The sequence below is a fragment of the Comamonas piscis genome (assembly GCF_014109725.1).
Classification (GTDB): Bacteria; Pseudomonadota; Gammaproteobacteria; order Burkholderiales; family Burkholderiaceae_C; genus Comamonas; species Comamonas piscis.
The window spans coordinates 586,152-610,762 of record NZ_CP058554.1; the positions used below are offsets into that span (position 1 = coordinate 586,152).

At 62.5% G+C, this 24,611-nt stretch carries 21 protein-coding genes; 17 read left to right on the forward strand and 4 right to left on the reverse strand.

Features of this window, described 5'->3' with window-relative positions; genetic code table 11:
* Positions 1–5: 5 nt before the first annotated feature.
* Positions 6–4,799 (reverse strand): DUF6973 domain-containing protein, encoded by a 4,794-nt coding sequence (locus tag HS961_RS02705; RefSeq protein WP_182326261.1) that lies wholly within the window; start codon positions 4,797–4,799, stop codon positions 6–8.
* A 283-nt stretch (positions 4,800–5,082) separates the two neighbouring features.
* On the opposite strand from HS961_RS02705, the gene HS961_RS02710 reads away from it, so the two are divergent.
* From HS961_RS02710 to HS961_RS02770, 13 genes are all read left to right on the forward strand, one after another.
* Positions 5,083–5,862: an IclR family transcriptional regulator gene (locus HS961_RS02710; protein ID WP_182326262.1), complete on the forward strand. Its 780-nt coding sequence runs from the start codon at positions 5,083–5,085 to the stop codon at positions 5,860–5,862.
* A gap of 44 nt (positions 5,863–5,906) precedes the next feature.
* Positions 5,907–6,647: a transporter substrate-binding domain-containing protein gene (locus HS961_RS02715; RefSeq protein WP_182326263.1), complete on the forward strand. Its 741-nt coding sequence runs from the start codon at positions 5,907–5,909 to the stop codon at positions 6,645–6,647.
* 65 nt (positions 6,648–6,712) lie between these two features.
* Complete coding sequence (locus HS961_RS02720; protein WP_182326264.1) at positions 6,713–7,381, forward strand: amino acid ABC transporter permease; 669 nt, start codon at positions 6,713–6,715, stop codon at positions 7,379–7,381.
* Positions 7,378–8,154: an amino acid ABC transporter ATP-binding protein gene (locus HS961_RS02725; RefSeq protein ID WP_272956285.1), complete on the forward strand. Its 777-nt coding sequence runs from the start codon at positions 7,378–7,380 to the stop codon at positions 8,152–8,154. The genes HS961_RS02720 and HS961_RS02725 overlap by 4 nt, the downstream gene beginning before the upstream one ends.
* 10 nt (positions 8,155–8,164) lie before the next feature.
* A complete protein-coding gene (locus tag HS961_RS02730; RefSeq protein WP_238347755.1) occupies positions 8,165–8,761 on the forward strand; it encodes a HutD family protein in 597 nt (198 codons plus the stop codon).
* 4 nt (positions 8,762–8,765) lie between these two features.
* Positions 8,766–10,163 (forward strand): formimidoylglutamate deiminase, encoded by a 1,398-nt coding sequence (locus HS961_RS02735; RefSeq protein WP_182326265.1) that lies wholly within the window; start codon positions 8,766–8,768, stop codon positions 10,161–10,163.
* A gap of 3 nt (positions 10,164–10,166) precedes the next feature.
* Positions 10,167–10,994 (forward strand): N-formylglutamate deformylase, encoded by an 828-nt coding sequence (gene hutG / locus HS961_RS02740; RefSeq protein WP_182326266.1) that lies wholly within the window; start codon positions 10,167–10,169, stop codon positions 10,992–10,994.
* A gap of 133 nt (positions 10,995–11,127) precedes the next feature.
* On the forward strand, positions 11,128–12,555 hold the full coding sequence (locus HS961_RS02745; RefSeq protein WP_182326267.1) for an FAD-binding oxidoreductase: 1,428 nt from the start codon (positions 11,128–11,130) through the stop codon (positions 12,553–12,555).
* Positions 12,556–12,795: 240 nt separating this feature from the next.
* Positions 12,796–14,028 carry an ammonium transporter gene (locus HS961_RS02750; RefSeq protein ID WP_182328089.1) on the forward strand — a complete coding sequence of 411 codons (1,233 nt, stop codon included), beginning with the start codon at positions 12,796–12,798 and terminating at the stop codon, positions 14,026–14,028.
* 191 nt (positions 14,029–14,219) lie between these two features.
* Positions 14,220–14,537 (forward strand): hypothetical protein, encoded by a 318-nt coding sequence (locus HS961_RS02755; RefSeq protein WP_182328417.1) that lies wholly within the window; start codon positions 14,220–14,222, stop codon positions 14,535–14,537.
* Positions 14,538–14,707: 170 nt separating this feature from the next.
* Positions 14,708–16,048 (forward strand): aspartate aminotransferase family protein, encoded by a 1,341-nt coding sequence (locus HS961_RS02760; protein ID WP_182326268.1) that lies wholly within the window; start codon positions 14,708–14,710, stop codon positions 16,046–16,048.
* Positions 16,049–16,084: 36 nt separating this feature from the next.
* Entirely contained in the window at positions 16,085–16,654 is a 570-nt protein-coding gene (locus tag HS961_RS02765) for a carboxymuconolactone decarboxylase family protein (protein WP_182326269.1), read from the forward strand.
* A 28-nt stretch (positions 16,655–16,682) separates the two neighbouring features.
* Positions 16,683–17,210: a GNAT family N-acetyltransferase gene (locus tag HS961_RS02770; RefSeq protein WP_182326270.1), complete on the forward strand. Its 528-nt coding sequence runs from the start codon at positions 16,683–16,685 to the stop codon at positions 17,208–17,210.
* 66 nt (positions 17,211–17,276) lie between these two features.
* On the opposite strand, the gene HS961_RS02775 is transcribed toward HS961_RS02770, so the two are convergent.
* On the reverse strand, positions 17,277–17,795 hold the full coding sequence (locus HS961_RS02775) for a PepSY domain-containing protein (protein ID WP_182326271.1): 519 nt from the start codon (positions 17,793–17,795) through the stop codon (positions 17,277–17,279).
* Positions 17,796–18,011: 216 nt separating this feature from the next.
* Between HS961_RS02775 and tkt the strand changes: the two genes are divergently transcribed.
* The gene (gene tkt, locus HS961_RS02780; protein ID WP_182326272.1) at positions 18,012–20,051 is read left to right on the forward strand and encodes a transketolase; all 2,040 of its coding nucleotides are present in this window, start codon (positions 18,012–18,014) and stop codon (positions 20,049–20,051) included.
* Between the two features lie 112 nt (positions 20,052–20,163).
* On the opposite strand, the gene HS961_RS02785 is transcribed toward tkt, so the two are convergent.
* Positions 20,164–21,162 carry a glycosyltransferase family 2 protein gene (locus HS961_RS02785; protein ID WP_182326273.1) on the reverse strand — a complete coding sequence of 333 codons (999 nt, stop codon included), beginning with the start codon at positions 21,160–21,162 and terminating at the stop codon, positions 20,164–20,166.
* A gap of 365 nt (positions 21,163–21,527) precedes the next feature.
* Here HS961_RS02785 and gap point away from each other — a divergent pair, with 365 nt between their 5' ends.
* Both gap and HS961_RS02795 read left to right on the forward strand, forming a co-directional pair.
* On the forward strand, positions 21,528–22,529 hold the full coding sequence (gap, locus tag HS961_RS02790) for a type I glyceraldehyde-3-phosphate dehydrogenase (RefSeq protein WP_182326274.1): 1,002 nt from the start codon (positions 21,528–21,530) through the stop codon (positions 22,527–22,529).
* Between the two features lie 138 nt (positions 22,530–22,667).
* Positions 22,668–23,075: an OsmC family protein gene (locus HS961_RS02795; RefSeq protein ID WP_182326275.1), complete on the forward strand. Its 408-nt coding sequence runs from the start codon at positions 22,668–22,670 to the stop codon at positions 23,073–23,075.
* 70 nt (positions 23,076–23,145) lie between these two features.
* Here the strand turns inward: HS961_RS02795 and HS961_RS02800 are convergent, their stop codons facing one another.
* The gene (locus tag HS961_RS02800; RefSeq protein ID WP_238347756.1) at positions 23,146–23,388 is read right to left on the reverse strand and encodes a hypothetical protein; all 243 of its coding nucleotides are present in this window, start codon (positions 23,386–23,388) and stop codon (positions 23,146–23,148) included.
* Between the two features lie 312 nt (positions 23,389–23,700).
* Between HS961_RS02800 and HS961_RS02805 the strand changes: the two genes are divergently transcribed.
* Entirely contained in the window at positions 23,701–24,609 is a 909-nt protein-coding gene (locus HS961_RS02805) for a pirin family protein (protein WP_182326277.1), read from the forward strand.
* Positions 24,610–24,611: the final 2 nt, after the last annotated feature.

Sequence of the window (24,611 nt, forward strand, 5' to 3'; positions counted from 1 at the left end):
AATAATCACGGTATTTTTATCGCCGTATCAAGCAATCCTGTTGATTTATCGATAAACCATAGCTCTCCATTGCCTAATTTTTCGTCGCATTTCATTTCACAGTCGTTTTTATCTTTTGATAAAACGGAGCACTCTCGACCTTTACTGTTATTGTGATAATCCATAATTTCTTCTTTTTTCGGCTGTAATTCTTTTGTACCATATACCTCGTGTGTGTCACCCACCTTTTTAGCTTGATCCACACCCATCCTTATACTCATCAAGCAAGACCAATAGCAATGTCTGAAAGCGTCTCCGGTACCATTATGGCGTTCACTTGGAGGAAATTTTTCTCTAGTCCTTTTAAATGCTTCTGAATTATCAGCTCTTGTATTCCATGCATCTAGCGGACCGATATTCCAAATGTGAGCGAGCTCTTCTATCAGCCCTAAAGAATCATATTTCGTTAATGGATTACGAACATACCCACTCGCATGAAGTCCTCCAAGTAAACCGATTGGGTCTTGGTTAATATAATCACCTTCTCCCGAATCATAATACCGATGCCGGTTGTAATAAAGCCCCGTCGCCCCATCCGCATGCTGCCCCGGCAACCGAATCGGCTGGTACAAATCACCCGGGTTATGCTCCGCCCGCACATTCCCCCAAGCATCTAATTGCACTGCCCAATCCAGCCGGCTGTCTTCCCGGATCAAGGCGTTGGGCGTGCCCAGGTGGTCACACAGGTAATGGCGGATCTCTACTTTTTGTGCAGCCTCTTTGCGCTGGGCGCTCACCGTTTGCTCGTAGTCCTGCAGCTGCTCGCGCATAAAGGCCTGCACATCCTTGGACATGGAGAGATAAGCGATGTTCTGGGGCAAGGAGGCGTTCAGCGCCTTGATATCAGCAAGGGCGCTACGCAAGGCGTCTTGCACCACGCCTGGTGAGGTGTTGGCCAGCAGTTGTTCGCCCAGATCGGGTGCGGCTTTGCTGGCTCTGTGCAGCTGGATGAGCGGAGTAAAGGACCCAGGCTCGTAGATGGTGTGGACGACTTCGGGTTGGGCTGCACCGGCTTCATCTTTGACGTTCGCGCTGTTGAACCGCTCGGTGTGGATCAAGCGATCTCCGTCCCAGCCGAAGTAATCGGTGCCTTTCTCTTCGCTTGAGCTGCCATTGCTCGGCGCGTTGTACTTGGCAAGACGCCGCCCAAACGCGTCGTATCGGTAGCTTTGAGTGTTTCGCTGGCCAGCTTCTTCAACGACTACCTGCACCAGCTGGTTGCCACTGTCATACATCAGCTCCAGCTTGCGGCCCGTTGCTTCATCCAAGCTTTGGGTGCGGTTGCCTCGGCTGTCGTACTGGTAGTGGATTTTTGCCCCCTGGCTGCTCGCGTCTTCCTGATTCTCGTAATACGCCACGCGATTGCCGGCCCAGCGTTTGCTGGTGTGCAGGGGCTGGTTGTGGGCGGGGTCTGGGTCCGCTTGCAACGGGTTGAAGTCGCTGCGCAGCAGTTGCTCTTTGGTGATGGGGTTGGCTTGAACTGCAGCACGTTGCTGGGCGCGCAGGCGGTCGGTTTCGTTGAGGTGGCCGGTGATGGCGTCTGGGGTGGCGGGCTTAGTCTCGGGGCCTGCGATGGGCAGGCGGTTGCCTGCGGGGTCGAATTGCCAGCGTTGCGATCCGGCATGCGGCGTGTGGGCGCCGGTCAGGCGTCCTGCCCCGTCGTACGCAAAGCGGCTGATGCCGGCATGACTGCGCATGCTGACCATTTGGCCCAGGCTGTCGTAGTAATACTGCCGGGCGCTCATGGCGCCTAGCAGGGTTTGCGCGACGCGGGTGGTAGTAGCACCGCCCTGAGATGCCCCTGGGATGGAGAGCATGTCATCCAGAGCACTGCCTTGCTCCAGGCCCATCCACTGCATCGTTTCCATGCGCCCTGCAGCATCCCAGCCGAGCTTGCGGTAGAGGGGCTTGGCGGTGGTCTCGCCGGGTGTTTGGTTCTTGATGTCGGTGAGGACTTGACGGTGTATCTCTCGGTGCAGCGCGTCGCGCTCAAAGTTGACAAGGCTCTCGCCTTGCCAGGTGATGTCGTGGACATGGCCTGCGCCGTAGAGCAAATAGCCCACCTCGCCCAGGCCTTGGAGCTGGCTGCCTTGGCGGTTGCCCAGGGTGTCTAGCTGGTGGCTAATGCGGTGCTCGAACTCGATCTCGGGAGAAGCGAAGGGATTGGTCGTTGGGTCTGCGGTCGGCGCTTTGTACAAGCGCTGGACTTCGCCAATGACTCTCCCTGCCGCATCGCGCTCGATGACGGCCTGGCTTTGCAAGATGCCTTCTGTGGCTGGATGGCGTCTTGGCCCCACGTCATCGGCTTCAATTTGGTGCCAAACACTTGCTTGCAGCAACTCACCGACCTTGCCCCATTCATACCGCTGGGTGGTCGCGGGAAGCAGGTCTGTCGCTGGCAGATGTCGGGCAGCGAGTTGGCCGCTGATCGTCCATTCGTAATGGCTGGTGTGTGCAGCCAGGCTTTGCTCAGCAGCCCAGCCGTCTGCGGATTGGACAAGCTGGCCCGCTGCGTCGTATTCGTAGCTTTGCACCCGGGCGTCAAAGCCTGTCTCTTGGCTAAGCCGGTCCATCACATCCCAAGCAAATAGGGTGTGCTCGCCGTTCTCGTTGGTCAGCTGGGTCAGGCGGCCAGCCGTGTCGTAGGCAAAGCCTAAATGCTGACCGGCATGGCTGCGGCTGGTAAGCCTGCCCCACAGGTCATAAGCCATCCGCACGCTGGCGGCGGTGGTGCTAACGGGGGTTTTACCGTCTCTGTCATTGCTACGACCCGCTTTGACTTCCACCACCTGGCCCTGGGCGTCGTACTGGTAGTGCTCCGTGCTCCCATCGGGGTAGTAAACCCAGCGCAGTTGGTCCTGCTCGTTGTATTCGTAGGCCACCCGCTCGCCCAGTGCGTTGCGCACCGTCGTGGTCTGGCCCCAGCGGTTGTATTCGTAGTGGGTGCTCTGACCCGAGCAGTCGGTGTAGCTGGCGGTCTGCCCGGTGGGGGTGTAGCTGATATGTTTGTCGCGGCCATTGGCATCGGTGATGCGGATGGGCTTGTCGGCATTGGCGCGGATCGCTAGATCTGAGGGGCTGCCGGTGATGTTGGGGTAGTGGTATTGCTCGCTGCTGCCGCCGGGTAAGGTTACCGCCGTCAACCGGTGGTGGTAGTCGTGGTCGTAGTGGGTGGTACGGCCAGCTGCGTCGGTGCTGCTTTGCAGCAGGTTCGTCGTGTCATCAAAGCGTTGGCTGCTGCGCGATCCGTCTGGGCCTTGCGTAGCAAGTAACTGGCCCATGGGGCTGACTGCCATATATACGCTGCGGCCGAGCGGGTCGGTCACTTGGGTGAGGTGGCCGTACTGGTTGTACTTGCGTTTGATGGTGCTGCCATCAGCGCGGGTGTGTTCCACCAACCTTGCAAGGCCGGCTTCGCCTTGAAAGATGTATTTATCTACCCGGCCCAGGCTGTCCCTCACCACGCAAGCCCGGCGCGGCTGGCCATCTACCTCCGGCAAGGCTTCGTATGCAAAAAGGTAATCCAGCCCGTCTTGGTTGCGCTGCTCAATCGCTTGGCCTCCCGGCTCATAACGGTCATACGCATAGTGATGCTCAGGCCCACTTCGTTCCTGGTGGGCAATCATCAAATGGTTGCGCCAGGCAAAGCGGCGCACCACTTGGCCGTGGCGGTTGGTGACGGAGGTCAGGTCGCCCTGGTCGCTGTAGCCGTACTTCACCAAGGTGAGGGATTCCGTTTGCAGCATGGGGGCAGACGGGTCGCGGCGCAAATCTACCCGCGTCAGGCGCACACCGGTGTCGGCTTGCCAGAAGAAGTTGCCATCTGCATGGGTGTAGTGCTGGGCATCCTGCGCGGCAATCACCTGCGTGTAATGCAGCGCGTAGCCACGGCTCACGCCATCGTCAATGGACGTGATGCGCTCCTGACCCAACACTTTGGACCAAAAGTAGCGCTGGGAGCGGCCCAAGCGGTCTACCTTGCCCAGCAAGATCCAGTTTGAATCGATGTCCGGTTCCTGCACCGTCACAGGCTTGCCTTCAGCCTTCTGCGCTTTCATCGCCTTGCGGGCTGCTTCAATCTCTTGCCAGTTGGCGGGACCAAACACCCACACCGTATCCCCGCTCCCATTAGCCGCCAGAATCATCAAATCCCCGCAAGCCATATCGCGACGGATCCAAGAAAAGCGCCCCTGCCACCATAAAGGCGCCTGCTCGCTGTACGGCGGCGGGGCTTCAAAGCTATCTGCGGCGCCGCGCTCGTTGAACTTGGCGGGCCCCGTCATAGCGGCAAGATCGTTAGCCAGGTTGCCCGGATGCCTGCCCGAGCGCAGCAGCCAGATATCTTCGCTGGGGCTGTAGATCGACTCCCCTGCTGCTAAGGCATCAAAGGTGATCGTTCGCCCTTGGCTGTCATGCAGCAATGTGGCGCTGGCTTCCACCTTGATGCGCAAGTCCGTTGGCAGGCCCCAGCCATAGCCCAACACCCCGCAATGCCCGCCGTGCTGCGCGTTGACGTAGCTGCTGTATTGGCGCTGCCAGACGATGGGCATGGCGCCGGGTAGGGCGAAGTCCAAGTCAGAAGACCCAGACAACACTTTGGCGCCAAGCTGCGGGTTGACGGGGTTGCCGACTGCCTTGCCGCCGGGGCAGACCGAGCATGCGACGCCGCCCTGGGTGCCGATCAGTACCGTCCGTGAGCCGGTGACGATTCGCGCGTATTTGACCTTGTCATCTATTCGGGCTGCGGGCTTTCCGGACATGCGAACTCCTATCAAAAGTTGAAAAATGATAGTTCATAACTACCAATTTAACAATTTCAATAGCGTTTCACATGGCATCAACAAGATGCAGGAAGATTCGCCTTGAATGCAAATCCCTCAAGAGAATTTACATTTCAAATTCCCATTTGATGGGAATCGAATTCCCCAGTCAATTCCGACCAAGGGTTTGCGCTAGGTGGAGTTCTAAAGAGCAATTCGACAATTCTGGCATTGATCTTGCAAGATCAGCTTTGTCATTAGTCCCGAGGAATGGGAATTGCGAATGGATGCTTCAGAGTTTTTGCCCAGCGAAGGTGCAGCGACCGATACCCCGGGTTCCGAGGTGTCGGCGGCCGACCGGGTGTTGCAGGTGCTGGCGGTACTGGCCTGCGCCGGGCGGCCGCTGTCGGCCAGCGAGCTGATGCAGGGGACAGGTTTGCCCCGTAGCAGCCTGTACCGGCAGTTGGCGCGCCTCAAGCGCTTTGGTTTTGTGGCCGACAGCGGTGCCTTGTATGCGCCGGGGCCGCTGGGCCTGCAGCTGGCGCGTGGCTTTGATGATGGCTCCCATTTGGTGCATGTGGCACGCCCCGTGCTGGTGCAGCTGTCGCAGCAAACCCAGGAAAGCGCTGGTCTGCTGGTGGCAGCCAATGGCCAGGCGGTGTGCCTGGACATGGTGGAAAGCCCGCTGTCGCTGCGCTGCTCTTTCGACAAAGGCAGCAGCGTGCCTTTGAAGGTGGGTGCTTCGGCCAAGTGCGTGCTGGCTTATCTGCCAGCGGTGCAGCGCGATGCGCTCTTGAGCCAGCACTACGGCGAAGGCACCTCCGCCCGCGCCGAAGCCGCTGCCGAGCTGCAGGAGCTGCGTACCCAGGGCTACATCACCACGGTGGGCCAGGTGGATGCGGGTGTCTGGGGTTGCAGCGTGCCGGTGTTTGCCAGCGGTCGCCGCGCCGTGGCCGCGCTCAGCCTGATGGCGCCCCAGCAGCGGGTGCAGGCGCAGCAAGCCCAGCTCGTGCAGGCGACGTTGGCAGCGGCGGCCCGCATCTCCCGCAGTCTGGCTGGATGACATTGAAATTTTGCTTGGTACTTGAATTGAAAAAGGACTCTCCCATGAACTTCCGTCGCCTGGTCTTGAAGACCTCCTTGATCGCCCTGGCCTGTGGTGCAGGTGCAGCTTTTGCACAGAACAACGTGCTGCGTGTGGCCACCGATGCCACCTTCCCGCCGATGGAGTTTGTCGAAAACGGCAAGAAGACCGGCTTTGATGTGGAGCTTGTCGAAGCGGTCGCCGCCAAGATGGGCAAGAAGGTCGAATGGGTGGATATCGACTTCAAGGGCCTGGTGCCCGGTCTGATCGCGCGCCGCTACGACATGGCCGTCTCGGCCATCTACATCACCGACGAGCGCAAGAAGGTGGTGGACTTTACCCAGCCTTACTACGCCGGCGGTCTGGTGGCCATGGTCAAGGAAGGCAGCCCCATCACCAAGCTGAGCGATCTGGACGGCAAGAAGGTTTCGGTGCAGGTGGGCACCAAGTCGGTGGGCTACCTGACCGAGCACTTCCCCAAAGTGCAGCGCGTGGAAGTGGAAAAGAACCAGGAGATGTTCAACCTGGTGGATATCGGCCGCGCCGATGCCGCCGTGACCGGCAAGCCCGCCGCGTTCCAGTACAACCGCACCCGTGGCGGCATGAAGGTGCTGCCCGAGCAGATCACCACCGAGGAATACGGCATGGCCATCCGCAAAGACACGCCCGAGCTGACCGCCGCCGTGAACAAGGCGCTGGAGCAGCTCAAGGCCGACGGTGGCTACAAGGCCATCGTGGACAAGTGGTTCCCCAGCAGCAAGTAAACGCATGGCTGACACAGCGCGTGGCCCCGGTGGCTGCGCGCTGATCTGAGACGACAGGATTGACTATGGATTTGGATTTTTCGCCCGTCTGGGCAGGCTGGCCCGATCTGCTGCGCGGTGCGGCGGTGACGGTGGAGATCACCGCAGCGGCCTTGGTGCTGGGCTGCGTGATGGGTTTGCTGGTCGGCATCGGCCGGCTCAACCCCAAGAACAGGATCATCTACGGCATCTGCACGGCCTATGTGGCCGTCATCCGGGGCACGCCGCTCCTGGTGCAGCTGTTCATTCTGTTCTTCGGCCTGCCGCAGTTCGGCATCATGCTGCCGGCCTTTGCCTGCGGCGTGCTGGGCCTGGGCATCTACTCGGGCGCCTATGTGTCCGAGGTGGTGCGTGGCGCCATCCAATCCATTGACCGTGGCCAGATGGAGGCGGCGCGCTCCATCGGCATGTCGTCCGGCCAGGCCATGGCCTCGGTGATCCTGCCCCAGGCCGTGGTGCGGATGATTCCGCCGCTGGGCAATGAGTTCATTGCGCTGATCAAGAACTCGGCGCTGGTCTCGCTGCTCACCATCCACGATGTGATGCACCAGGGCCAGAAAATCATCAGCGTCTCTTACCGCTCGCTGGAAGTGTATTTGGCGATTGCCCTAATTTATTTTGTGTTGACCGGCGTGACCACCTTGGCACTGCGCCATTTTGAAAAGCGCATGCGCGCTGGAGGCATGGTGCAATGACCGCAGCTCCGTTGAATTCCGAATCCATGGTCCGCATCCGTGGGCTGCGCAAGGCCTTTGGCGAACATGTCGTGCTCGACGGCATCGACTTTGATGTGCTGCCCCAGCAGGTGGTCGTCGTCATCGGGCCTAGCGGCTCGGGCAAGAGCACCTTCTTGCGCTGCTGCAATGGCCTCGAAGTGCCGCAAGGCGGCAGTGTCGAGATCTGCGGCCGCACCCTGGTGCAAGACGGCCAGATGCTGCCCGAAAAGGCCCTCAACGCGCTGCGCGAAGAGGTGGGCATGGTGTTCCAGTCCTTCAACCTGTTCCCGCACCTGTCGGTGCTGGACAACGTGACCCTGGGCCCGCGCAAGCTCCACGGCCTGGGCCGCAAGGATGCCGATGCGCTGGCGCATGACCTGCTGAAAAAAGTGGGCCTGGGCCACAAGGCCGATGCGATGCCGGGCAGCCTCTCGGGTGGGCAAAAGCAGCGCGTAGCCATTGCACGTGCGCTGGCCATGCGCCCCAAGGTGATGCTGTTTGACGAGCCGACCTCGGCCCTCGACCCCGAGCTGGTGGGCGAGGTGCTGCAGGTGATGAAGATGCTGGCCGCCGAGGGCATGACCATGATGGTGGTGACCCATGAAATGGGCTTTGCCAAGGAAGTGGCCGATGTGGTCGTCGTCATGGATGGCGGCGGCATCATCGAAGCCGGTGACCCACAGACCATCTTCAGCAACCCGACCAAGGAGCGCACGCGCAGCTTTTTGCAGGCCGTGTTGACCAAGCAATAAACGGGTAGCTATGAGCATGCAATTTTTCAGCAGCAGCGCGCTGCCCGCTGCGCCATGGAAGAACGGCGGCGGCACCACCCAGGAGGTGCTGTGCTGGCCGCCTGGCGCGAGTATCGACAGCTTTGCCTGGCGCATCAGCATTGCGCAGATCGCCAGCAGCGGGCCGTTCTCGGCCTTTGCCGGGGTGGACCGCATCATCACCCTGCTGGGTGGTGATGGCGTGCATCTGCAGGCCATTGACCGCAGCGTGGACCATCTGCTGCAGCACTGCCTGCAGCCCTTCGCCTTCTCAGGCGATGTGGCGCTGGACTGCCAGCTGCTGGGCGGCGCCTCGCAGGATCTGAATGTGATGACCCGGCGCGGCCGGGTGCAGGCGCAGGTGACGATCCACCGGGGTGGCAGCCTGCAAGTGGATAGCGCCCAAGGCATGCTGCTGGCGCAGGCCGGCAGCTGGCGCTTGTCGGCGCAGTCGTCAGCGTTGACGGCCGGTGGCGATGACGGCCTGTACTGGACTGCCGCGCTGGGCCAACCCTTGCAGCTGGACGCCAGCAGCGACGATGCCCTGTTGATCGCCGTCGCGCTGCAGGAGGTAGCACCCGGTGTCTGATGCGATGAATACCCACCACCAATTGTTTGCGCCCCAGGCCTTGCTGCCCAGCGGCTGGGCCCAGAACGTGCTGTTGCGCTGGGATGCGCAAGGCCGCTATACCTCCATCGAAACGGGAGTGGATGCGGCCCGCTGCGCCGGCGTGGCGCAGGCCTCCGGCCCGGTGCTGCCGGGCATGCCCAACTTGCATTCGCATGCCTTCCAGCGCGGCTTTGCCGGGCTGTCGGAGTTCCGGGGCCAGGCGCAGGACAGCTTTTGGAGCTGGCGCAATCTGATGTACCGCTTTGCGGCCCGGCTGGGGCCCCAGCACCTGGAGGCGATTGCCACCTGGCTCTACATCGAGATGCTCGAAGCCGGCTACACCAGCGTCTGCGAGTTCCACTACCTGCACCACCAGCCTGACGGCCAGGCCTATGCGCCTGATGGCGAGCTGAGCCAGGCGTTGTTGCGTGCCGCGCAGACGGCGGGCATCGGCATGACCTTGCTGCCGGTGCTGTACCAGAACAGTGGCTTTGGCGGCCAGCCGCCCAATGAGGGGCAAAAGCGCTTTATCCGCAGCACCGACAACATGCTGCGTCTGCTGGAGAGCTTGGCCCCCGCCTGCAGCGCCCAAGGCGCCGCCCTGGGCCTGGCACCGCATTCGCTACGCGCCGTGGCGCCCCAGGCCTTGCAGGAGGCCGTGCAAGGCCTGCATGCGCTCAATGCCCAGGCGCCGGTTCACATCCACATCGCCGAGCAGATGGCCGAGGTGAACGCCTGCGTCGCCTGGAGCGGCCAGCGCCCGGTGGCCTGGCTGCTGGACCATATGCCAGTGGACGCGCGCTGGTGCCTGGTGCATGCCACGCACATGGACGAGGCCGAATACGCGGCAGCAGCGGCATCGCAAGCGGTGGCCGGCTTGTGCCCGCTGACGGAAGCCAACCTGGGCGATGGCATCTTTGACCTGCCCCTCTGGCAAGCCAGCAATGGCCGCTGGGGCATTGGCTCGGACAGCCATATCGGCGTGAATGCCGCCGAAGAGCTGATGATGCTGGAGTACAGCCAGCGCCTGCAATCGCAGCAGCGCAATGTGGCGGCCAGCGCCCAGCAGCCCCATGTAGGCAGCCATATGCTGCTGGCAGCGGTGCAGGGCGGCGCGCAGGCCAGCGGCCGTGCGGTGGCCGGCCTGGCCGTTGGCCAGCAGGCGGATTTGGTGGTGCTTGACGGCCAGCATCTGGCGCTGGCCGGCTTGCCGGCGGCCGAGCAGCTCGATGCCCATGTGTTTGCCAGCAGCCGCAGCAGTGCGGTGGCCAGTGTCTGGGTGGGCGGCCAGTGCCGCGTGTCCGGCGGCAGCCACCCGCTGCACCACAGCGCGCAACGCGGCTTTGTGGCCGCGCGTACCGAACTTCTTCAGGAGCCATGATCCATGCATTTTGAAACCGACCGCGCCGCCTTTGAGTTCCGCCAAGGCACGGAGCCGCTGCTGATCTCCTTGCCCCACGTGGGCACCTATGTGCCGCCCGCGCTGGCCGAGCGCTTTACGCCCGAGGCGCGCGAGGTGCATGACACCGACTGGCACCTGCCGCTGCTCTACGCCTTTGCGCAAGAGATCGGTGCCTCGACCCTGGTCGCCACGCATTCGCGCCTGGTGGTGGACATGAACCGCTCGCCCGATGGCGCCAGCCTCTACCCCGGCCAGAGCGTGACCGGCCTGTGCCCGGTGGACACCTTTGCCGACACCGCCATCTACCAAAGCGCCGCGTTGCAGCCCGATGATGCCGAGATTGCCCAGCGCCGCGACCAGGTCTGGAAGCCCTACCACCAGCAATTGGCCGCCGAGCTGGCCCGCATCAAGGCACAGCACGGCGCTGCCGGCTTATGGGATGCGCATTCGATCCAGTCGGTGCTGCCGCGCTTTTTTGAGGGCAAGCTGCCCGATCTGAACCTGGGTACCAACCAGGGCGCCAGCTGCGGCGAAGGCCTGGGCGAGGCGCTGCTGGCCGAGGCACGCAAAGGCGAGGCCGACGGCTTTAGCAGCGTGCTCAATGGCCGCTTCCAGGGCGGATACATCACGCGCCACTACGGCCAACCTGCGCAGAACGTGCATGCCATCCAGCTGGAGATGACGCAAAGCAGCTATATGCAGGAGCACATGCCCTTTGACTACCTGCCGGCCGTGGCCGCCAAGGTGCAGCCCCATGTGCGCCGCATGGTGGAGACCTTGCTGGCCTACGTGCAGCAATCGGCACGCTGATTTCAACTGCGCCACAACGGCATCCCCGGCTTGCACTGCAGGCCTGAGATGCCGTTTTTTGCTTTACTGGCCCAGCAGGTTTTGAGGCCGGCAGCTAACGCCTGCAACGCAAACCGCCCGACAATAGCGGGCTATGAACACCTCTCGCACCGACAACGCGGCAGCCGCTCCTGCGGCGGCTTTCTGGACCGACCTGCAACAAGCGCTGGGGCCACAAGGCTTTACCCGTGGCGCGGACGCCATCCCCGAGAAGTACTGGACCGACTGGAGCGGCACGCCACCGGTGCCGCCGCTGGCGCTGCTGCGCCCACGCAGCACAGACGAGGTCAGCGCTTTGCTGCGCATCTGCCATGCCCACCGGGTGCCGGTGGTGCCCCAGGGCGGCCTGACCGGGCTGGCGGGGGCGGCCGTACCGGTGGCCCAAGGCGTGGCGGTGGCTATGGACCGCATGCAGCAGATCGAAGATGTGAATGCGCGCACCGGACTGATGACCGTGCAGGCTGGCGTGAGCCTGCAGACCGTGCAGGAAGCGGCCGTGGCGGCCGGCTGGGTGTTTGGCGTGGACCTGGGCGCGCGGGGCAGCTGCCAGATTGGCGGCAATGTCTCCACCAATGCGGGCGGCAATGGCGTGCTGCAAAACGGCATGATGCGCGAGCAGGTGCTGGGGCTGGAGGTGGTGCTGGCCGATGGCACGGTGCTGCCGATGCTGCGGCCCATGCTGAAGAACAACACCGGCTACGACCTCAAGCAGTTTTTTATCGGTGCCGAGGGAACCCTGGGCATCATCACCCGCGTGCTGCTGCGCCTGCGGCCCGCCCCACAGGCCAAGGCCACCTGCATGGTGGCGCTGCCGGGCTTTGACGAGGCGCTGGCGGTGCTGGCGCGCATGCAGGCCCGCTTTGGCAACAGCGTGGCCGCGTTTGAGCTGATGTGGAGCGACTTTGTGCAGACCTCCATCCAGTGGCAAAAGCTGCAGCCCGCGTTTGCCGAGCATCATCCGCTGCAGGCGCTGATTGATGTGGATGGCAAGGACGAGGCCGCCCTGCGCGCTGCTGTGGAAGAGGCCCTGGGCGAGGCCATGGAAGCTGGCGAGGTGGTGGATGCGGTGATCGCGCAGTCGAGCGAGCAGGCCAAGAGCCTGTGGAAGCTGCGCGAGGCACCAGCCGAGATGACCGCGCACATGCACCCGCCTGTGAACTTTGACGTGAGCCTGCCCCAGGTGGACATTGGCCGCTTTGCCGCCGCTTGCCGCGCTGCCTTTGATACGCGCTGGCCTGGTCACCACAGCCTGTTTTTTGGCCATGTGGGCGATGGCAATTTGCATGTCACCACCGACAGCAAAACCATCAATGGCGAGGATGAGGCGCTGGAAGCCGTGCTCTACGGCCTGGTGCAGCAGTTCCAGGGCAGTGTCTCTGCCGAGCATGGCATTGGCCTGCACAAGATGCCCTATCTGGCCTTTAGTCGCACGCCGCAAGAGCTCGCTGCCATGCGGGCGATCAAGCTGGCGCTCGATCCGCTGGGGTTGATGAACCCGGGCAAGGTGTTCGCGGCGGACTGAAGCCCGTCTTAGTCCCTTCATACGGAGCCGGCGCCTGCAGCAATGCAAGCGCCGGTTTTCCTTTGGATGGGCGACTGCTCAGGGCACCGATGTGGTGCGATCTGGCTCTAGCCGACGGCGCCGCCATCGCTCCACAGGCGCGCAGAACCCCATATCCAGGCGCTTTCCCGCCCCATGGCATAGAAACTGCTACCTTTTGAAACAAACCCGCAATGGATGACAACGTACAAAGGGGATGGCATGCAAATGGTGCAGATGGCAGCGATTGACAAGGCCGATACGGCCTGGATCTTGGTCTCTACGGTGTTGGTATTGCTGATGACCCTGCCGGGCATTGCACTCTTCTATGCCGGGCTGGTGCGGCGCAAGAACGTGGTCAACACGATGGTGGCGGTTTTTGCGGTGGCGGCGGTGGTCTCACTCACCTGGTTTGCACTGGGCTACTCGCTGGCCTTCAGCAAGTCGTCGGCCTGGCTGGGCGGGCTGGACCGGGCCTGGTTCTCGTCCATGCGGCTGGATGCGGCGGCGGGCACGGTGTCGGTTAGCCACCTGGCGCCTAATATCCCCGAAGCGCTGTATGCGCTGTTCCAGATGGCCTTTGCCGTCATCACCACCACCTTGATCATTGGCGCCGTGGTCGAGCGCATGCGCTTTTCAGCGCTGCTGCTGTTCTCGGCGCTGTGGAGCGTGCTGGTCTACGCGCCCATCGCCCATTGGGTGTGGGAGAGCGATGGTTGGCTCAACAAGCTGGGCGCGCTGGACTTTGCCGGTGGCGCGGTGGTACACGTCAATGCGGGTGTGTCGGCCCTTGTCTGCGCGGCCATGCTGGGGCGGCGCCAGGGCTATGGCCGCCAGGCCTTTGAGCCGCACAGCCTGGGCTGGACGGCGATGGGCGCCGCGCTGCTGCTGATTGGATGGTTTGGTTTTAACGCCGGCTCGGCGCTGTCGGCCGATGGCCGGGCCGCGCTGGCCATGCTGGTAACCATGGTGGCGGCTGCAGCCGGTGCGCTGTCCTGGATGCTGGTCGAGTGGTGGGTGCGCGGCGCCCCGACCTTGCTGGGTGTGCTCTCGGGCCTGATTGGCGGCCTGGTGGCCATCACCCCCGCTGCCGGTTTTGTGCAGCTGGGCGGTGCGGTGGCGATTGGCCTGATCGCCGGTGTGGCCTGCTTTTGGGGCGCCACCTGGCTCAAGCGCCGCCTGGGGGTGGATGACTCGCTCGATGTATTTGGCGTACACGGCGTGGGTGGCATTGCCGGCTCGCTGCTCACCGCCTTGTTTGCCGACCGCGCCATTGCCGGCGTGGACGCCACGGTGCTGAACCAGCTGGTGGCTGTGGCGGCCGTGGCTATTTACAGCGCGGCGGGCACTGCCATTTTGCTGACCGTTATCCGCGTGGTTCTGCCTTTGCGGGTGACGGCGCAGCAGGAGCTGGATGGTTTGGACCAAAGCCTGCACCAGGAAAGCCAGCATTGAGAGCCGCCAACACGCCCCTTGGTACGTCGTTGCAAACCCTTGTCGTACGCGTTGTACTGCCTACGGATTTGCGCCTCGTCTTAACCGCAAAACTGCGGTTTGCTGGGCGCTGTTAGCGCCTCTTATTGAGTCAGGCTGCGCCGCATGGGGCGCGCAGCCTGCCCATCAGGTTCTGCCATGGAGGAGCTTGTATGAACGACAGTGAACGCGTGGCCATTGCCGCACATTTGCATGTGGCCCTGCGCCGCAAGACGGGCCGGGTGACCGATACCGAGTGGATGGCCAGCGATACCACCTATGGCCAGGCGATGGCCCAGTTTGCGCTGAACCATGCCCGCAGCAACCAGGATGCAGAGCTGGAGCGGCTGGCGCTGCGGTTTGCGGCCAGCCTGCCGGGCGCGGTGGTACCTGCAGCCGCCGTTGCTGCCGTGGTCGCAGACCCTGTAGCGGATCCCGCTGCGCCCGGCCTGCTGGCATCCGCCAAGCGATATGTGGGCGGGTTGCGCTGAATCGATAAGCAGAGAGGGAGGGAAGGGGAAGCTTGGCACCAAAGATGGATGGACATGGATCGACACGGATCAAATGATCCAATAATGTATTGAAAAAATACAAATGTTCCTTATACTGTGCGTATCGCTGCCGGCGCAGGGCTGGTGTCGCATTGTGAAGGAGTGCTCGCATGAGCCATGTCATCCATCGTTCTCTGGCCCAGGTTCCTCTTGTCGCGGTGGGCGGCAAAGGCGTGGCCTTGTTTGACCAGGCCGGCAAGGCCTACCTGGATGCGAGTGGCGGCGCGGCGGTGTCTTGCCTGGGCCACGGCCACCCGGATGTGCTGGCAGCGATGCACCGCCAGCTGGACCAGTTGGCCTATGCCCACACCAGCTTTTTCACCACCGAGGTGCAAGAGGCGCTGGCCGACCATTTGGTGGCGCATGCGCCCGCAGGCATGACGGAGGTGTACTTTGTCTCCGGTGGATCGGAAGCGGTGGAAGCCGCGCTGAAAATGGCGCGCCAGTATTTTGTCGAAATCGGCCAGCCCGAGCGCACGCACTTTGTCGCGCGGCGCCAAAGCTACCACGGCAATACCCTGGGTGCCTTGGCTGTGGGCGGCAATGAATGGCGTCGCAAGCAGTTTGCCCCGATCCTGATGGACGTGGGCCGCGTGGCGCCAGCCTATGAATACCGCGACCGCCGGGACGGCGAGAGCCAGCCCGCCTATGTGGCGCGTTTGCTGGCCGAGATTGATGCCCAGTTCCAGGCACTGGGCCCGGACAAGGTGATCGCCTTTGTGGCCGAGCCGGTGGTGGGCGCCACCTTGGGCGCGGTGGCGGCACCGGCTGGTTACTGGCAGGGCCTGCGTGCGCTCTGTGATCGCTATGGCATCTTGCTGATCGCCGACGAGGTGATGTGCGGCATGGGCCGCACCGGCAGCCTGCATGCGGTGGAGCAAGAGGGCATCAGCCCCGACCTGATGACCATTGCCAAGGGCTTGGGTGGCGGCTACCAGCCGATTGGCGCGGTGCTGGCGCAGCACAAGATTGTGGACGCCATGCGGCGCGGCAGTGGCATGTTCCAGCATGGCCATACCTACATCGGCCATGCGATGGCAGCGGCCGCCGCACTGGCAGTGCAGCAGGTGATTCAGCGTGACCAGTTACTGCCCCAGGTGCTGGCGCGTGGCGCCTACCTGCAAAAGCAGCTGCATGCCCGCTTTGACGCGCACCCGCATGTCGGCGATATCCGGGGCCGGGGCCTGTTCTGGGGCGTGGAGCTGGTGCAGGACCGCAGCAGCAAAGCCACGTTTGATCCGGCGTTCAAGCTGCATGCCAAGGTCAAGGCCCAGGCCATCGCCCATGGCTTGCTGTGCTATCCCATGGGTGGCACGATTGACGGCCTGCATGGCGACCATGTGCTGCTGGCGCCGCCCTTTATCAGTAGTGAAGCCGAGCTGGACCAGGTGGTGGAGCGCCTGGGCGATGCCATCGACAAAGTGCTGGCCCAGCAGCCCGTGGCTGCCTGAGAACGCTCCCGATCACCGATCTGAAAGACCCGCCTGATGACCCCCTCCCAGGACCGCATGCCGCCCTTGTCCCCAGAGGCTTGGAACGAAGAGCAGCGCCGCTATGCCCAGCCCATCATCGATGGCCCGCGCGGCGCGCTGATATCGCCCTTTGTGCCCTTGCTGCGCAGCCCCGAGCTGATGGACCACACCCAGCGGCTGGGCGAGTACCTGCGCTACCGCAGCGCCATCGGCGTGCGCCTGACGGAGCTGGCCATTTTGGTAACGGCCCGCCAGTGGACGCAGCAGGTGGAATGGGCCATCCATGCGCCAATTGCGCTGCGCGAAGGCGTGACCCAGTCGACCGTGGATGCCGTGGCCCAAGGCCGCCGCCCCGAGGCCATGCCCGAGGACGAGGCCGTTGTGCATGACTTCTGCATCGAGCTGCATCAGCAGCGCCAGGTGAGCGACGCCACCTGGGCGCGCGCGCAGCAACTGTTTGGCGTCAAGGGCGTGATGGACCTGATTGGCATCAATGGCTACTACAGCCTGCTGTCGATGGTGATGAATGCCGCCCGCACCAGCGTACCGGCATCTACGGCGCAGCCGCTGGCACCTTTGGGCTGATCGCAGCGGCATCGCCGACAATCGGCCGATGCGTTTCTCTTCCCACGACCAGCCCAACTGGTCTCTAGAACCTCTCACCGCGCAGCACCTCGATGGCCTGATGCAGGTGCAGCTGGCCTGCTATGGCGCGGACTTTATGGAGAGCGCCGCGCTGTATGCGGCGCGGCTGGCCAGCCCCGTGCAGTGCTCGCTGGTGGTCGTGCAAGGCAGCGAGGTGCTGGCCTATCTGGCCGCCTACCGATCTGTGCTGGGCAAGGTAACGCCCTTGCATGGCGGCTTTGCCTGTGCATCCCCAGCCGATACCCTGTACCTGCATGACATGGCCGTGGCCCCGGCGCGTGCTGGCGAGGGCCTGGCCTCCGCGCTGCTGCAGGCGATGCTGCAACAGGCACAGGCCGATGGGCTGCGCTACTCGGCCTTGGTGTCCGTGATGGGCTCACAGCCGTACTGGCAGCGCAAGGGCTATGCGCCGCTGATGCCGGTGTGCCTGCAGCACCAAGCAGCTTTGCAGAGTTATGGAGACGATGCGCAATACATGGCGCAAGCTTTGCTCTAAGGCCAAACTCCAGACGCAAAAAAGGCCAGCGCATGGCTGGCCCGGAGGCTGGAACCTACCAGTGAATTACTGGTGGATATTGCCTTCGATCGCGTGCACGCGCACTTCGATTTCGGTATTGGCGGCATTGATGATCTTCACGTCATAGGTCAGCACGCCCAGGTGGTCGTCCAGATCCACTTCGATGGCCTTGCCGGGGGTGTGCTTCAAGGCGGTGGCAATGGCGTCGTTGATGCCGATCTTGGCAGCAGCCAGGCGGTCGGTGTCCTTTTTCTCGGCGGCGCCGTCGTCCTTGTTTTCCAGCACCTTGGCGGCGTCCAGCGCGCTGAACTTGAGCTTGATCTCACGGCCTTGGGCATTGATGCCGCTGACTTCGTAGACGGGCTGCTTTTTCTTGGTGTCGATCTCGGCTTGCAGGACCTTGAGGCCATGCTGGCTCTGTGCGCTCTGGATGGCCTGCGTCAGGTCAAAACGGGCGGCCTGCACGGCAGCGATCTTCTCTGCGGTGCTGGCAAAGGCGCTGCCGCTCAGCGACGCCAGGGCGAGGGTCAAGGCCAGGGCGGTGTTAGAGAGGGTGCGTTGCATGGTCAATCCTTTCAAGCAGTCAATGACAAACGATAGTTAGTATAAATAATATTAATAGATTTTTATTGGCGATAGCTTGCGCATTGTCAGTGTTTGCAAAAGGTGCTGGGGTAGGGGGTGGCCCTGCATGGCCGTAGGCCAAGACTGGCATACCGGACGCAGGGCGCGGCAGGCCGCTAAAATGCGGCCTTTGTCGCTTCTTTCTCCTCCACTCCCATGGTCAACAATCAGAATATGGCGAATGCGATCCGCGCACTCGCAATGGATGCCGTTCAACAAGCCAATTCCGGCCATCCCGGCGCCCCGATGGGCATGGCCGATATGGCAGTGGCCTTGTGGAGCAAGCACCTCAAGCACAACCCCTTGAACCCCCAGTGGATCAACCGCGACCGTTTCATCCTGTCGAACGGCCACGGCTCCATGCTGATTTACGCGCTGCTGCACCTGACCGGCTACGACCTGCCGATCAGCGAGCTGAAGGACTTCCGCAAGCTGCACAGCAAGACCCCGGGCCACCCTGAAGTGGACATCACCCCCGGCATTGAAACGACCACCGGCCCGCTGGGCCAGGGCGTGACCAATGCAGTGGGCTTTGCGCTGGCAGAAAAGCTGCTGGCCGCTGAGTTCAACCGCCCCGGCCACGATGTGGTGGACCACCACACCTATGTTTTCCTGGGCGATGGTTGCCTGATGGAAGGCATCAGCCACGAAGCCTGCGCCTTGGCTGGCGCCTGGAAACTGAACAAGCTGATCGCGCTGTATGACGACAACGGCATCTCCATCGACGGCAAGGTGCAGCCCTGGTTTGTGGACAACAGCGCCCAGCGTTTTGAAGCCTATGGCTGGAACGTGATCGGCCCGATCGACGGCCACGACCCCAAGGCCGTGAGCGACGCGATTGCCAAGGCCAAGAAGGTGGCTGACAAGCCGACCTTCATCATCTGCAAGACGTCCATCGGCAAGGGCAGCCCCAACCGCCAGGACACCAGCAAGGCCCACGGCGAGCCCCTGGGTGCCGAAGAAATCGGCCTGACCCGCGCGGCACTGGGCTGGACCTCGGCACCGTTCGAGATCCCTGCCGATGTGTACCAAGCCTGGGACCACAAGACCTTTGGCGCCAAGGCCGAATCCACCTGGGATGCGCAGTTTGCCGAATACGCCAAGGCCTTCCCCGAGCTGGCCGCCGAGCTGAAGCGCCGCATGGCCGGCGACCTGCCCAAGCAGTTTGCCCAAGTCGCGGTGGAAGCCGTGGCCCAGGCCCACACCAAGGGCGAGACCGTGGCCAGCCGCAAGGCCAGCCAGTTGGCACTGGAAGACTTTACCGCCGCGATGCCCGAGCTGCTGGGTGGGTCGGCCGACCTGACCGGCTCCAACCTGACCAACACCAAGTCGACCCCTGCTTTCCGCGTGGACGACAGTGGTGCGGTGGTGAAGACCGAAGACGGCAAGATCGGCCGCCACATCAACTACGGTGTGCGCGAGTTCGGTATGGCCGCGATCATGAACGGCGTGGCGCTGCATGGCGGCTTCCTCCCCTACGGTGGCACCTTCCTGACCTTCAGCGACTACAGCCGCAATGCCATCCGCATGGCCGCGCTGATGAAGCGCCGCGTGATCCATGTCTTCACCCATGACTCCATCGGTCTGGGCGAAGATGGCCCCACCCACCAGTCGATCGAACACGCAGCCAGCCTGCGCCTGATCCCCAACCTGGATGTGTGGCGCCCTGCTGACACCGCTGAAACCACGGTGGCCTGGAGCGTGGCATTGACCAACCGCAACAAGCCTACGGCCCTGCTGCTGTCGCGCCAGAACCTGCCTTACGCACCCAAGAATGGCGACGCCATCGGCAATATCAGCCGTGGTGCTTACGTGCTGTCCGAGCCATCGGACATCGGCCTGAACAAGAAGGCGCAAGCCGTCATCATCGCCACCGGCTCTGAAGTGCAGCTGGCCTTGAAGGCCCAGCGCCTGCTGGCCGAGCGCAAGATTGCCGTGCGCGTGGTCTCCATGCCCAGCACGACCACGTTTGACCGCGAAGATGTCGCCTACAAGAGCAGCGTGCTGCCTGCCGGCCTGCCGCGCGTGGCCGTTGAAATGGGTGTGACCGACTTCTGGTGGAAGTACGGCTGCGCTGCCGTGGTGGGGATCGACACCTTTGGTGAATCGGCCCCTGCTGGCGTGCTGTTTGAGCACTTTGGCTTTACGCCTGAGAATGTGGCCAATACGGTGGAAGTGGCACTGCAAAAGCGTTAATCGCTCAGCGCCTCAGCAACCAAATAACGCAGGAATGCGGGCCGCAGGGCCTGCAGCCTGCGTTTTTTTATGGCTGCTTGGTGGGTGATGGCGGTAACGGGCGGGGCAGCGCTTATCGGCCCAGGCCCTCGCCATCATGGCGGTGCGATTGGGTGGGCTCGGCGGCCACATCAAAGGCGATAAAGGCGAGCACCAGCTGCACGCCCAGGATGATGGGCAGGGCGCTGACCATGACCGTGCCCGCCGTGGTGGCGACATTGGAGACGATGGAGTGCATCCAGTGGTAGAGGCCAAACACGGTGCCCCAGCTGATCAGCACCAGGCCCAGGGGCAGCTCCAGCGAGGCGACGGACATGCCGCGCAAATAGTAGTTGTAGAAGATGCGCTTGCAGAAATTGCGCAGGTGCCCGGCCATGAACTCGGTCAGCACCTTGGAGATCTTGAGGTTGCTGACCTCGTCCTCGTAGCGGGAATCGATGGGAATGTCCAAGACGACGGCGCGCACCGTGTTCAGACGGAACAGCATGTCGGTCTCAAAAAAGTAGCGCTGGCTGACCTTGTGCAGCGGCAGCTGTGCTGCCGTGCTGGCCGCAATGGCGGTAAAGCCATTGGTGGGGTCAAAGCTGCTCCAGTAGCCCGAGGAGAACTTGGTCATGAACGACAGCACCGCATTGCCAAAGATGCGGATGCGCGGCATACGGGTGATCTTCTCCAGGTGAAAAAACCGGTTGCCCTTGGTGTAATCAGCGCGGCCGCTGGCAATAGGGGCGACAAAGCGCGGCACCAAGGTGGGATCCATCTGCCCGTCGCCATCGATTTTGACGAGCACGCCGTAGCCGTCTGCAATCGCTGCGCGGTAGCCAACCATCACGGCGCCGCCTACGCCCAGGTTGACCTCGTTGAACAGCACCCGCACCCGTGGGTCCTGGCAGTGTTCCTGCACAAAGCGGCCGCTGCCATCGGGGCAGCAGTCGTCAACGATATAGATGCCATCGACCTCAGGGCCGATCTCGGCAATCACGGCCAGAATGTGGCGCGTCACCTTGTAGCAAGGGATAACGACGGCGATACGCTGGGCCGCAGAGGGGGAAGGCGGGAGTGGCAGACTCATGGCGTTGTAGTGGGCGGCCCGGCATTTGGGCGGTATTGCAACGGAGCTGGTCATCGGCGGGGACCATTCCCTGCCTGCCAAAGATTGTTGCACAGCACTGCCGCTGGCCTGCGGCGCACTGTCAGAGGATGTATCTCCCCCCAGCAGTCATACCGGCAATACCAGCGGGTGCCGGGCAATGGCCCACTATTCCATGGCCCAGCCAGTGTTCTCTACAATACGCGGCAAAATCAAACCGCCCCGCCCCTGCACCTTGCCGGGCTGCAGAGGGTTTGCGTGTTTGGCCAGTCCGGCAGGCGGCGTTTGCAGCAGCAAGCGCAGCCCAGGCCGGAGGGCATGCAGCATTTCATTACTTGGAGATCACTATGACAATCAAGGTAGGTATCAACGGTTTTGGTCGTATCGGCCGCAATGTGCTGCGCTCGGCAGTGCAGAATTTTTCCGATATCGAAATCGTGGGCATCAACGACCTGCTGGAGCCCGACTACCTGGCCTACATGCTGCAGTACGACAGCGTGCACGGCCGCTTCCAGGGCACCGTGGCCGTCGAAGGCAACACCTTGATCGTCAACGGCAAGAAGATCCGCCTGACCCAAGAGCGCGACCCCGCCAACCTGAAGTGGGACGAAGTCGGCGCCGATGTGGTGATCGAATCCACCGGCCTGTTCCTGACCAAGGAAACGGCGCAAAAGCACATCGATGCGGGCGCCAAGAAGGTGATTCTGTCGGCTCCTTCCAAGGACGACACCCCCATGTTCGTGTTTGGCGTGAACTGCAAGACCTATGCCGGTCAAGCCATCATCTCCAACGCATCCTGCACCACCAACTGCCTGGCCCCCGTGGCCAAGGTGCTCAACGACAAGTGGGGCATCAAGCGCGGCCTGATGACCACGGTGCACGCAGCGACTGCCACGCAAAAGACCGTGGACGGCCCGTCGAACAAGGACTGGCGCGGCGGCCGTGGCATTCTGGAAAACATCATCCCATCGAGCACCGGCGCTGCCAAGGCCGTGGGCGTGGTGATTCCTGAGCTGAACAAGAAGCTGACCGGCATGTCCTTCCGCGTGCCTACGTCTGACGTGTCCGTGGTCGACCTGACCGTGGAGCTGAACAGCGAAGCGACCTACGAAGAGATCTGCGCCGAAATGAAGGCCCAGTCGCAAGGCGCCCTGAAGGGCGTGCTGGGTTACACCGAAGACAAGGTGGTGGCGACCGACTTCCGTGGCGAGACCTGCACCTCGGTGTTCGATGCCGAAGCCGGCATTGCCCTGGACAAGACCTTTGTGAAGGTTGTCTCCTGGTACGACAACGAGTGGGGCTACTCGAACAAGTGCCTGGAGATGGTGCGCGTTATCTCCGCCAAGTAAGGCGGACCGGGCACAAGCCCGGCGCAGCACCCAGACCACCAGCACCGACCCCGGTGCTGGTTTTTTTGTGCCCGTTCGCAAGCACCAGCAGGCGGGAAAGCCTATATTGCGCCATCAACCTCATGGAGACGCAGCAATATGGCACAACAGGCACAAGCCCAGGCACAGAGCACGACGACCCCCTACCGGGTGGATCTGGTGAACCCCCAAGGCCACACTTGGCATGGCGATGAACCCCAAGCGGTGGGCGGTGGCGATACGGCACCCAGCCCCATGCAATTGCTGCTGTCAGCCTTGGGCGCCTGCACGACGATCACGGTGCAGATGTATGCCCAGCGCAAAGCCTGGCCGCTGACAGCGGTGAAGGTGGCGCTGGCGCTGAACCCGAACGGCGGCGCCGCATCGGGCAACGACATTGTGCGCAGCATTCAGCTGGACGGTGATTTGAGCGAGGAACAGCGCAGCCGGCTCCTGCAAATTGCGGAGGCCTGCCCAGTACACAAGTTGCTGGTGGGGGAAGTGCGGGTAGCCACGACGCTCGCTTGAAGCCGGGTCGGACACCCAAGAAAAAAGCAGGCCGTGGTGGCCTGCTTGGGTGGTAGCGCCTGACAACGCTTTAGCGCACAACAATGTTGTTGTGGTCGATGTGGTAGTCAAAGTCGGGCTTGGCCAGCGATACAGTCACGGGCTGGCCTTCGATGGTCCAGGACAGCACAAAGCTGGCGATGGCTGTCGAGACGTCGACTTCCATCGGGGAGGGGATGGTTTCCAGCTGGCCGTCTCCGATACGGTGCTGCACGATGCCTACCACGCGGGCTTTGAAGTTCTCGGGGTAGTTATGGGAGTGTTGAGTCGTCATTGGTTGTCTCCTGTCCATGAGGGGGCACCGACATCTAGCCTCACAGACTAAGCTGCATAGCCGGGATGGTGGAAGCCGCCAGCACGACCTGGCACATCTGAGAGTTGCACCGGCTGCCAGAGCGAATCCCTGGGAGCCTGTAGTCGCGCCGACTGCTGCCGGGCGCTAACACGTTGGATATGTGGCGGTCATGCCCTCTCTGGTCACAACTGCCTCACCGCTTGTTTGTACCATACTGCCAAGGCAGCACTGTGTAGGTCTGTTTCGGCGGAACTTGCGCGCGCTTTGCACCCCCACTGAGGAGTTTTAGATATGGATACCAAAGTATTGAGGCACTATCCCGGACGCATGGCCGATGTCGGCGGTGTGCCGGTTTTGCGCGCCCTGCCGCAGCGCGGCCGGCGCATGGTGGGCGCCTGGTGTTTTCTGGACCACGCCGGCCCCTCGCATTTTGAGTCCGGCCCCGGCATGCAGGTGGGCCCGCACCCGCACACCTGCTTGCAGACCTTTACCTGGATGATTGAGGGCGAGATCCTGCACCGCGACAGCCTGGGCAGCGAGCAGCCGATCCGCCCCGGCCAGGTCAACCTGATGACCGCTGGCAAGGGTATTGCGCACTCGGAAGAGAGCCTGGGCAAGCCAGACTTTCATGCCGTACAGCTGTGGATTGCATTGCCCAAGGACCAGCGCTTTATGCCCCCGCGTTTTCAGCACTACCCGCAGTTGCCCCGCTTGCAGTCGCAAGGTGTGCAGATGACGGTGCTGGCTGGTGCCTGGATGGGCGAGCAGGCGCCCACGGAGGTACACAGCCCCCTGGTCGCCGTGGATATGGAGGCCGCGCAAGCAGCCAGCGCCACCTTGGACTTGCGACCAGATTTTGAATACGCGGTGCTCTGCCTCTATGGCGATCTGCAGGTCAACGGCGAACTGGCACCAAGCAACGAGCTGGTCTACCTGCCCGATGGCCAGACCACCGTAGATCTGCAGTGCGGCGCCGGCAGCCGCTGCATCTTGCTGGGTGGCACGCCCTATGAAGGCGGCGTGATGATCTGGTGGAACTTTGTTGGCCAGAGCCAGGAAGAGATCGAAGGCTTTTTGCGCGACTGGCACAACGGCGAAGGTTTTGGCGCGCCAGTGGCCTCGCCCTTGCCGGCGCTGGTGGCACCTTCGCTGGAAGGCGTGCACCTTCGCAGCCCAGGCGAGGCAGCTGCTGCGGACTGAAC

Excerpts from the sequence above, each read along its gene's own strand:
- gap (WP_182326274.1), top strand. The coding sequence starts at position 21,528 with ATGACAATCAAGGTAGGTATCAACGGTTTTGGTCGTATCGGCCGCAAT.
- HS961_RS02795 (WP_182326275.1), top strand. The coding sequence starts at position 22,668 with ATGGCACAACAGGCACAAGCCCAGGCACAGAGCACGACGACCCCCTAC.
- HS961_RS02805 (WP_182326277.1), top strand. The coding sequence starts at position 23,701 with ATGGATACCAAAGTATTGAGGCACTATCCCGGACGCATGGCCGATGTC.
- HS961_RS02770 (WP_182326270.1), top strand. The coding sequence starts at position 16,683 with ATGCGTTTCTCTTCCCACGACCAGCCCAACTGGTCTCTAGAACCTCTC.
- HS961_RS02765 (WP_182326269.1), top strand. The coding sequence starts at position 16,085 with ATGACCCCCTCCCAGGACCGCATGCCGCCCTTGTCCCCAGAGGCTTGG.
- HS961_RS02735 (WP_182326265.1), top strand. The coding sequence starts at position 8,766 with ATGAATACCCACCACCAATTGTTTGCGCCCCAGGCCTTGCTGCCCAGC.
- HS961_RS02755 (WP_182328417.1), top strand. The coding sequence starts at position 14,220 with ATGAACGACAGTGAACGCGTGGCCATTGCCGCACATTTGCATGTGGCC.
- HS961_RS02750 (WP_182328089.1), top strand. The coding sequence starts at position 12,796 with ATGCAAATGGTGCAGATGGCAGCGATTGACAAGGCCGATACGGCCTGG.
- HS961_RS02775 (WP_182326271.1), bottom strand. The coding sequence starts at position 17,795 with ATGCAACGCACCCTCTCTAACACCGCCCTGGCCTTGACCCTCGCCCTG.
- HS961_RS02720 (WP_182326264.1), top strand. The coding sequence starts at position 6,713 with ATGGATTTGGATTTTTCGCCCGTCTGGGCAGGCTGGCCCGATCTGCTG.
- HS961_RS02725 (WP_272956285.1), top strand. The coding sequence starts at position 7,378 with ATGACCGCAGCTCCGTTGAATTCCGAATCCATGGTCCGCATCCGTGGG.
- HS961_RS02745 (WP_182326267.1), top strand. The coding sequence starts at position 11,128 with ATGAACACCTCTCGCACCGACAACGCGGCAGCCGCTCCTGCGGCGGCT.
- HS961_RS02760 (WP_182326268.1), top strand. The coding sequence starts at position 14,708 with ATGAGCCATGTCATCCATCGTTCTCTGGCCCAGGTTCCTCTTGTCGCG.
- HS961_RS02785 (WP_182326273.1), bottom strand. The coding sequence starts at position 21,162 with ATGAGTCTGCCACTCCCGCCTTCCCCCTCTGCGGCCCAGCGTATCGCC.
- tkt (WP_182326272.1), top strand. The coding sequence starts at position 18,012 with ATGGTCAACAATCAGAATATGGCGAATGCGATCCGCGCACTCGCAATG.
- HS961_RS02800 (WP_238347756.1), bottom strand. The coding sequence starts at position 23,388 with ATGACGACTCAACACTCCCATAACTACCCCGAGAACTTCAAAGCCCGC.
- HS961_RS02730 (WP_238347755.1), top strand. The coding sequence starts at position 8,165 with ATGAGCATGCAATTTTTCAGCAGCAGCGCGCTGCCCGCTGCGCCATGG.
- HS961_RS02705 (WP_182326261.1), bottom strand. The coding sequence starts at position 4,799 with ATGTCCGGAAAGCCCGCAGCCCGAATAGATGACAAGGTCAAATACGCG.
- hutG (WP_182326266.1), top strand. The coding sequence starts at position 10,167 with ATGCATTTTGAAACCGACCGCGCCGCCTTTGAGTTCCGCCAAGGCACG.
- HS961_RS02710 (WP_182326262.1), top strand. The coding sequence starts at position 5,083 with ATGGATGCTTCAGAGTTTTTGCCCAGCGAAGGTGCAGCGACCGATACC.
- HS961_RS02715 (WP_182326263.1), top strand. The coding sequence starts at position 5,907 with ATGAACTTCCGTCGCCTGGTCTTGAAGACCTCCTTGATCGCCCTGGCC.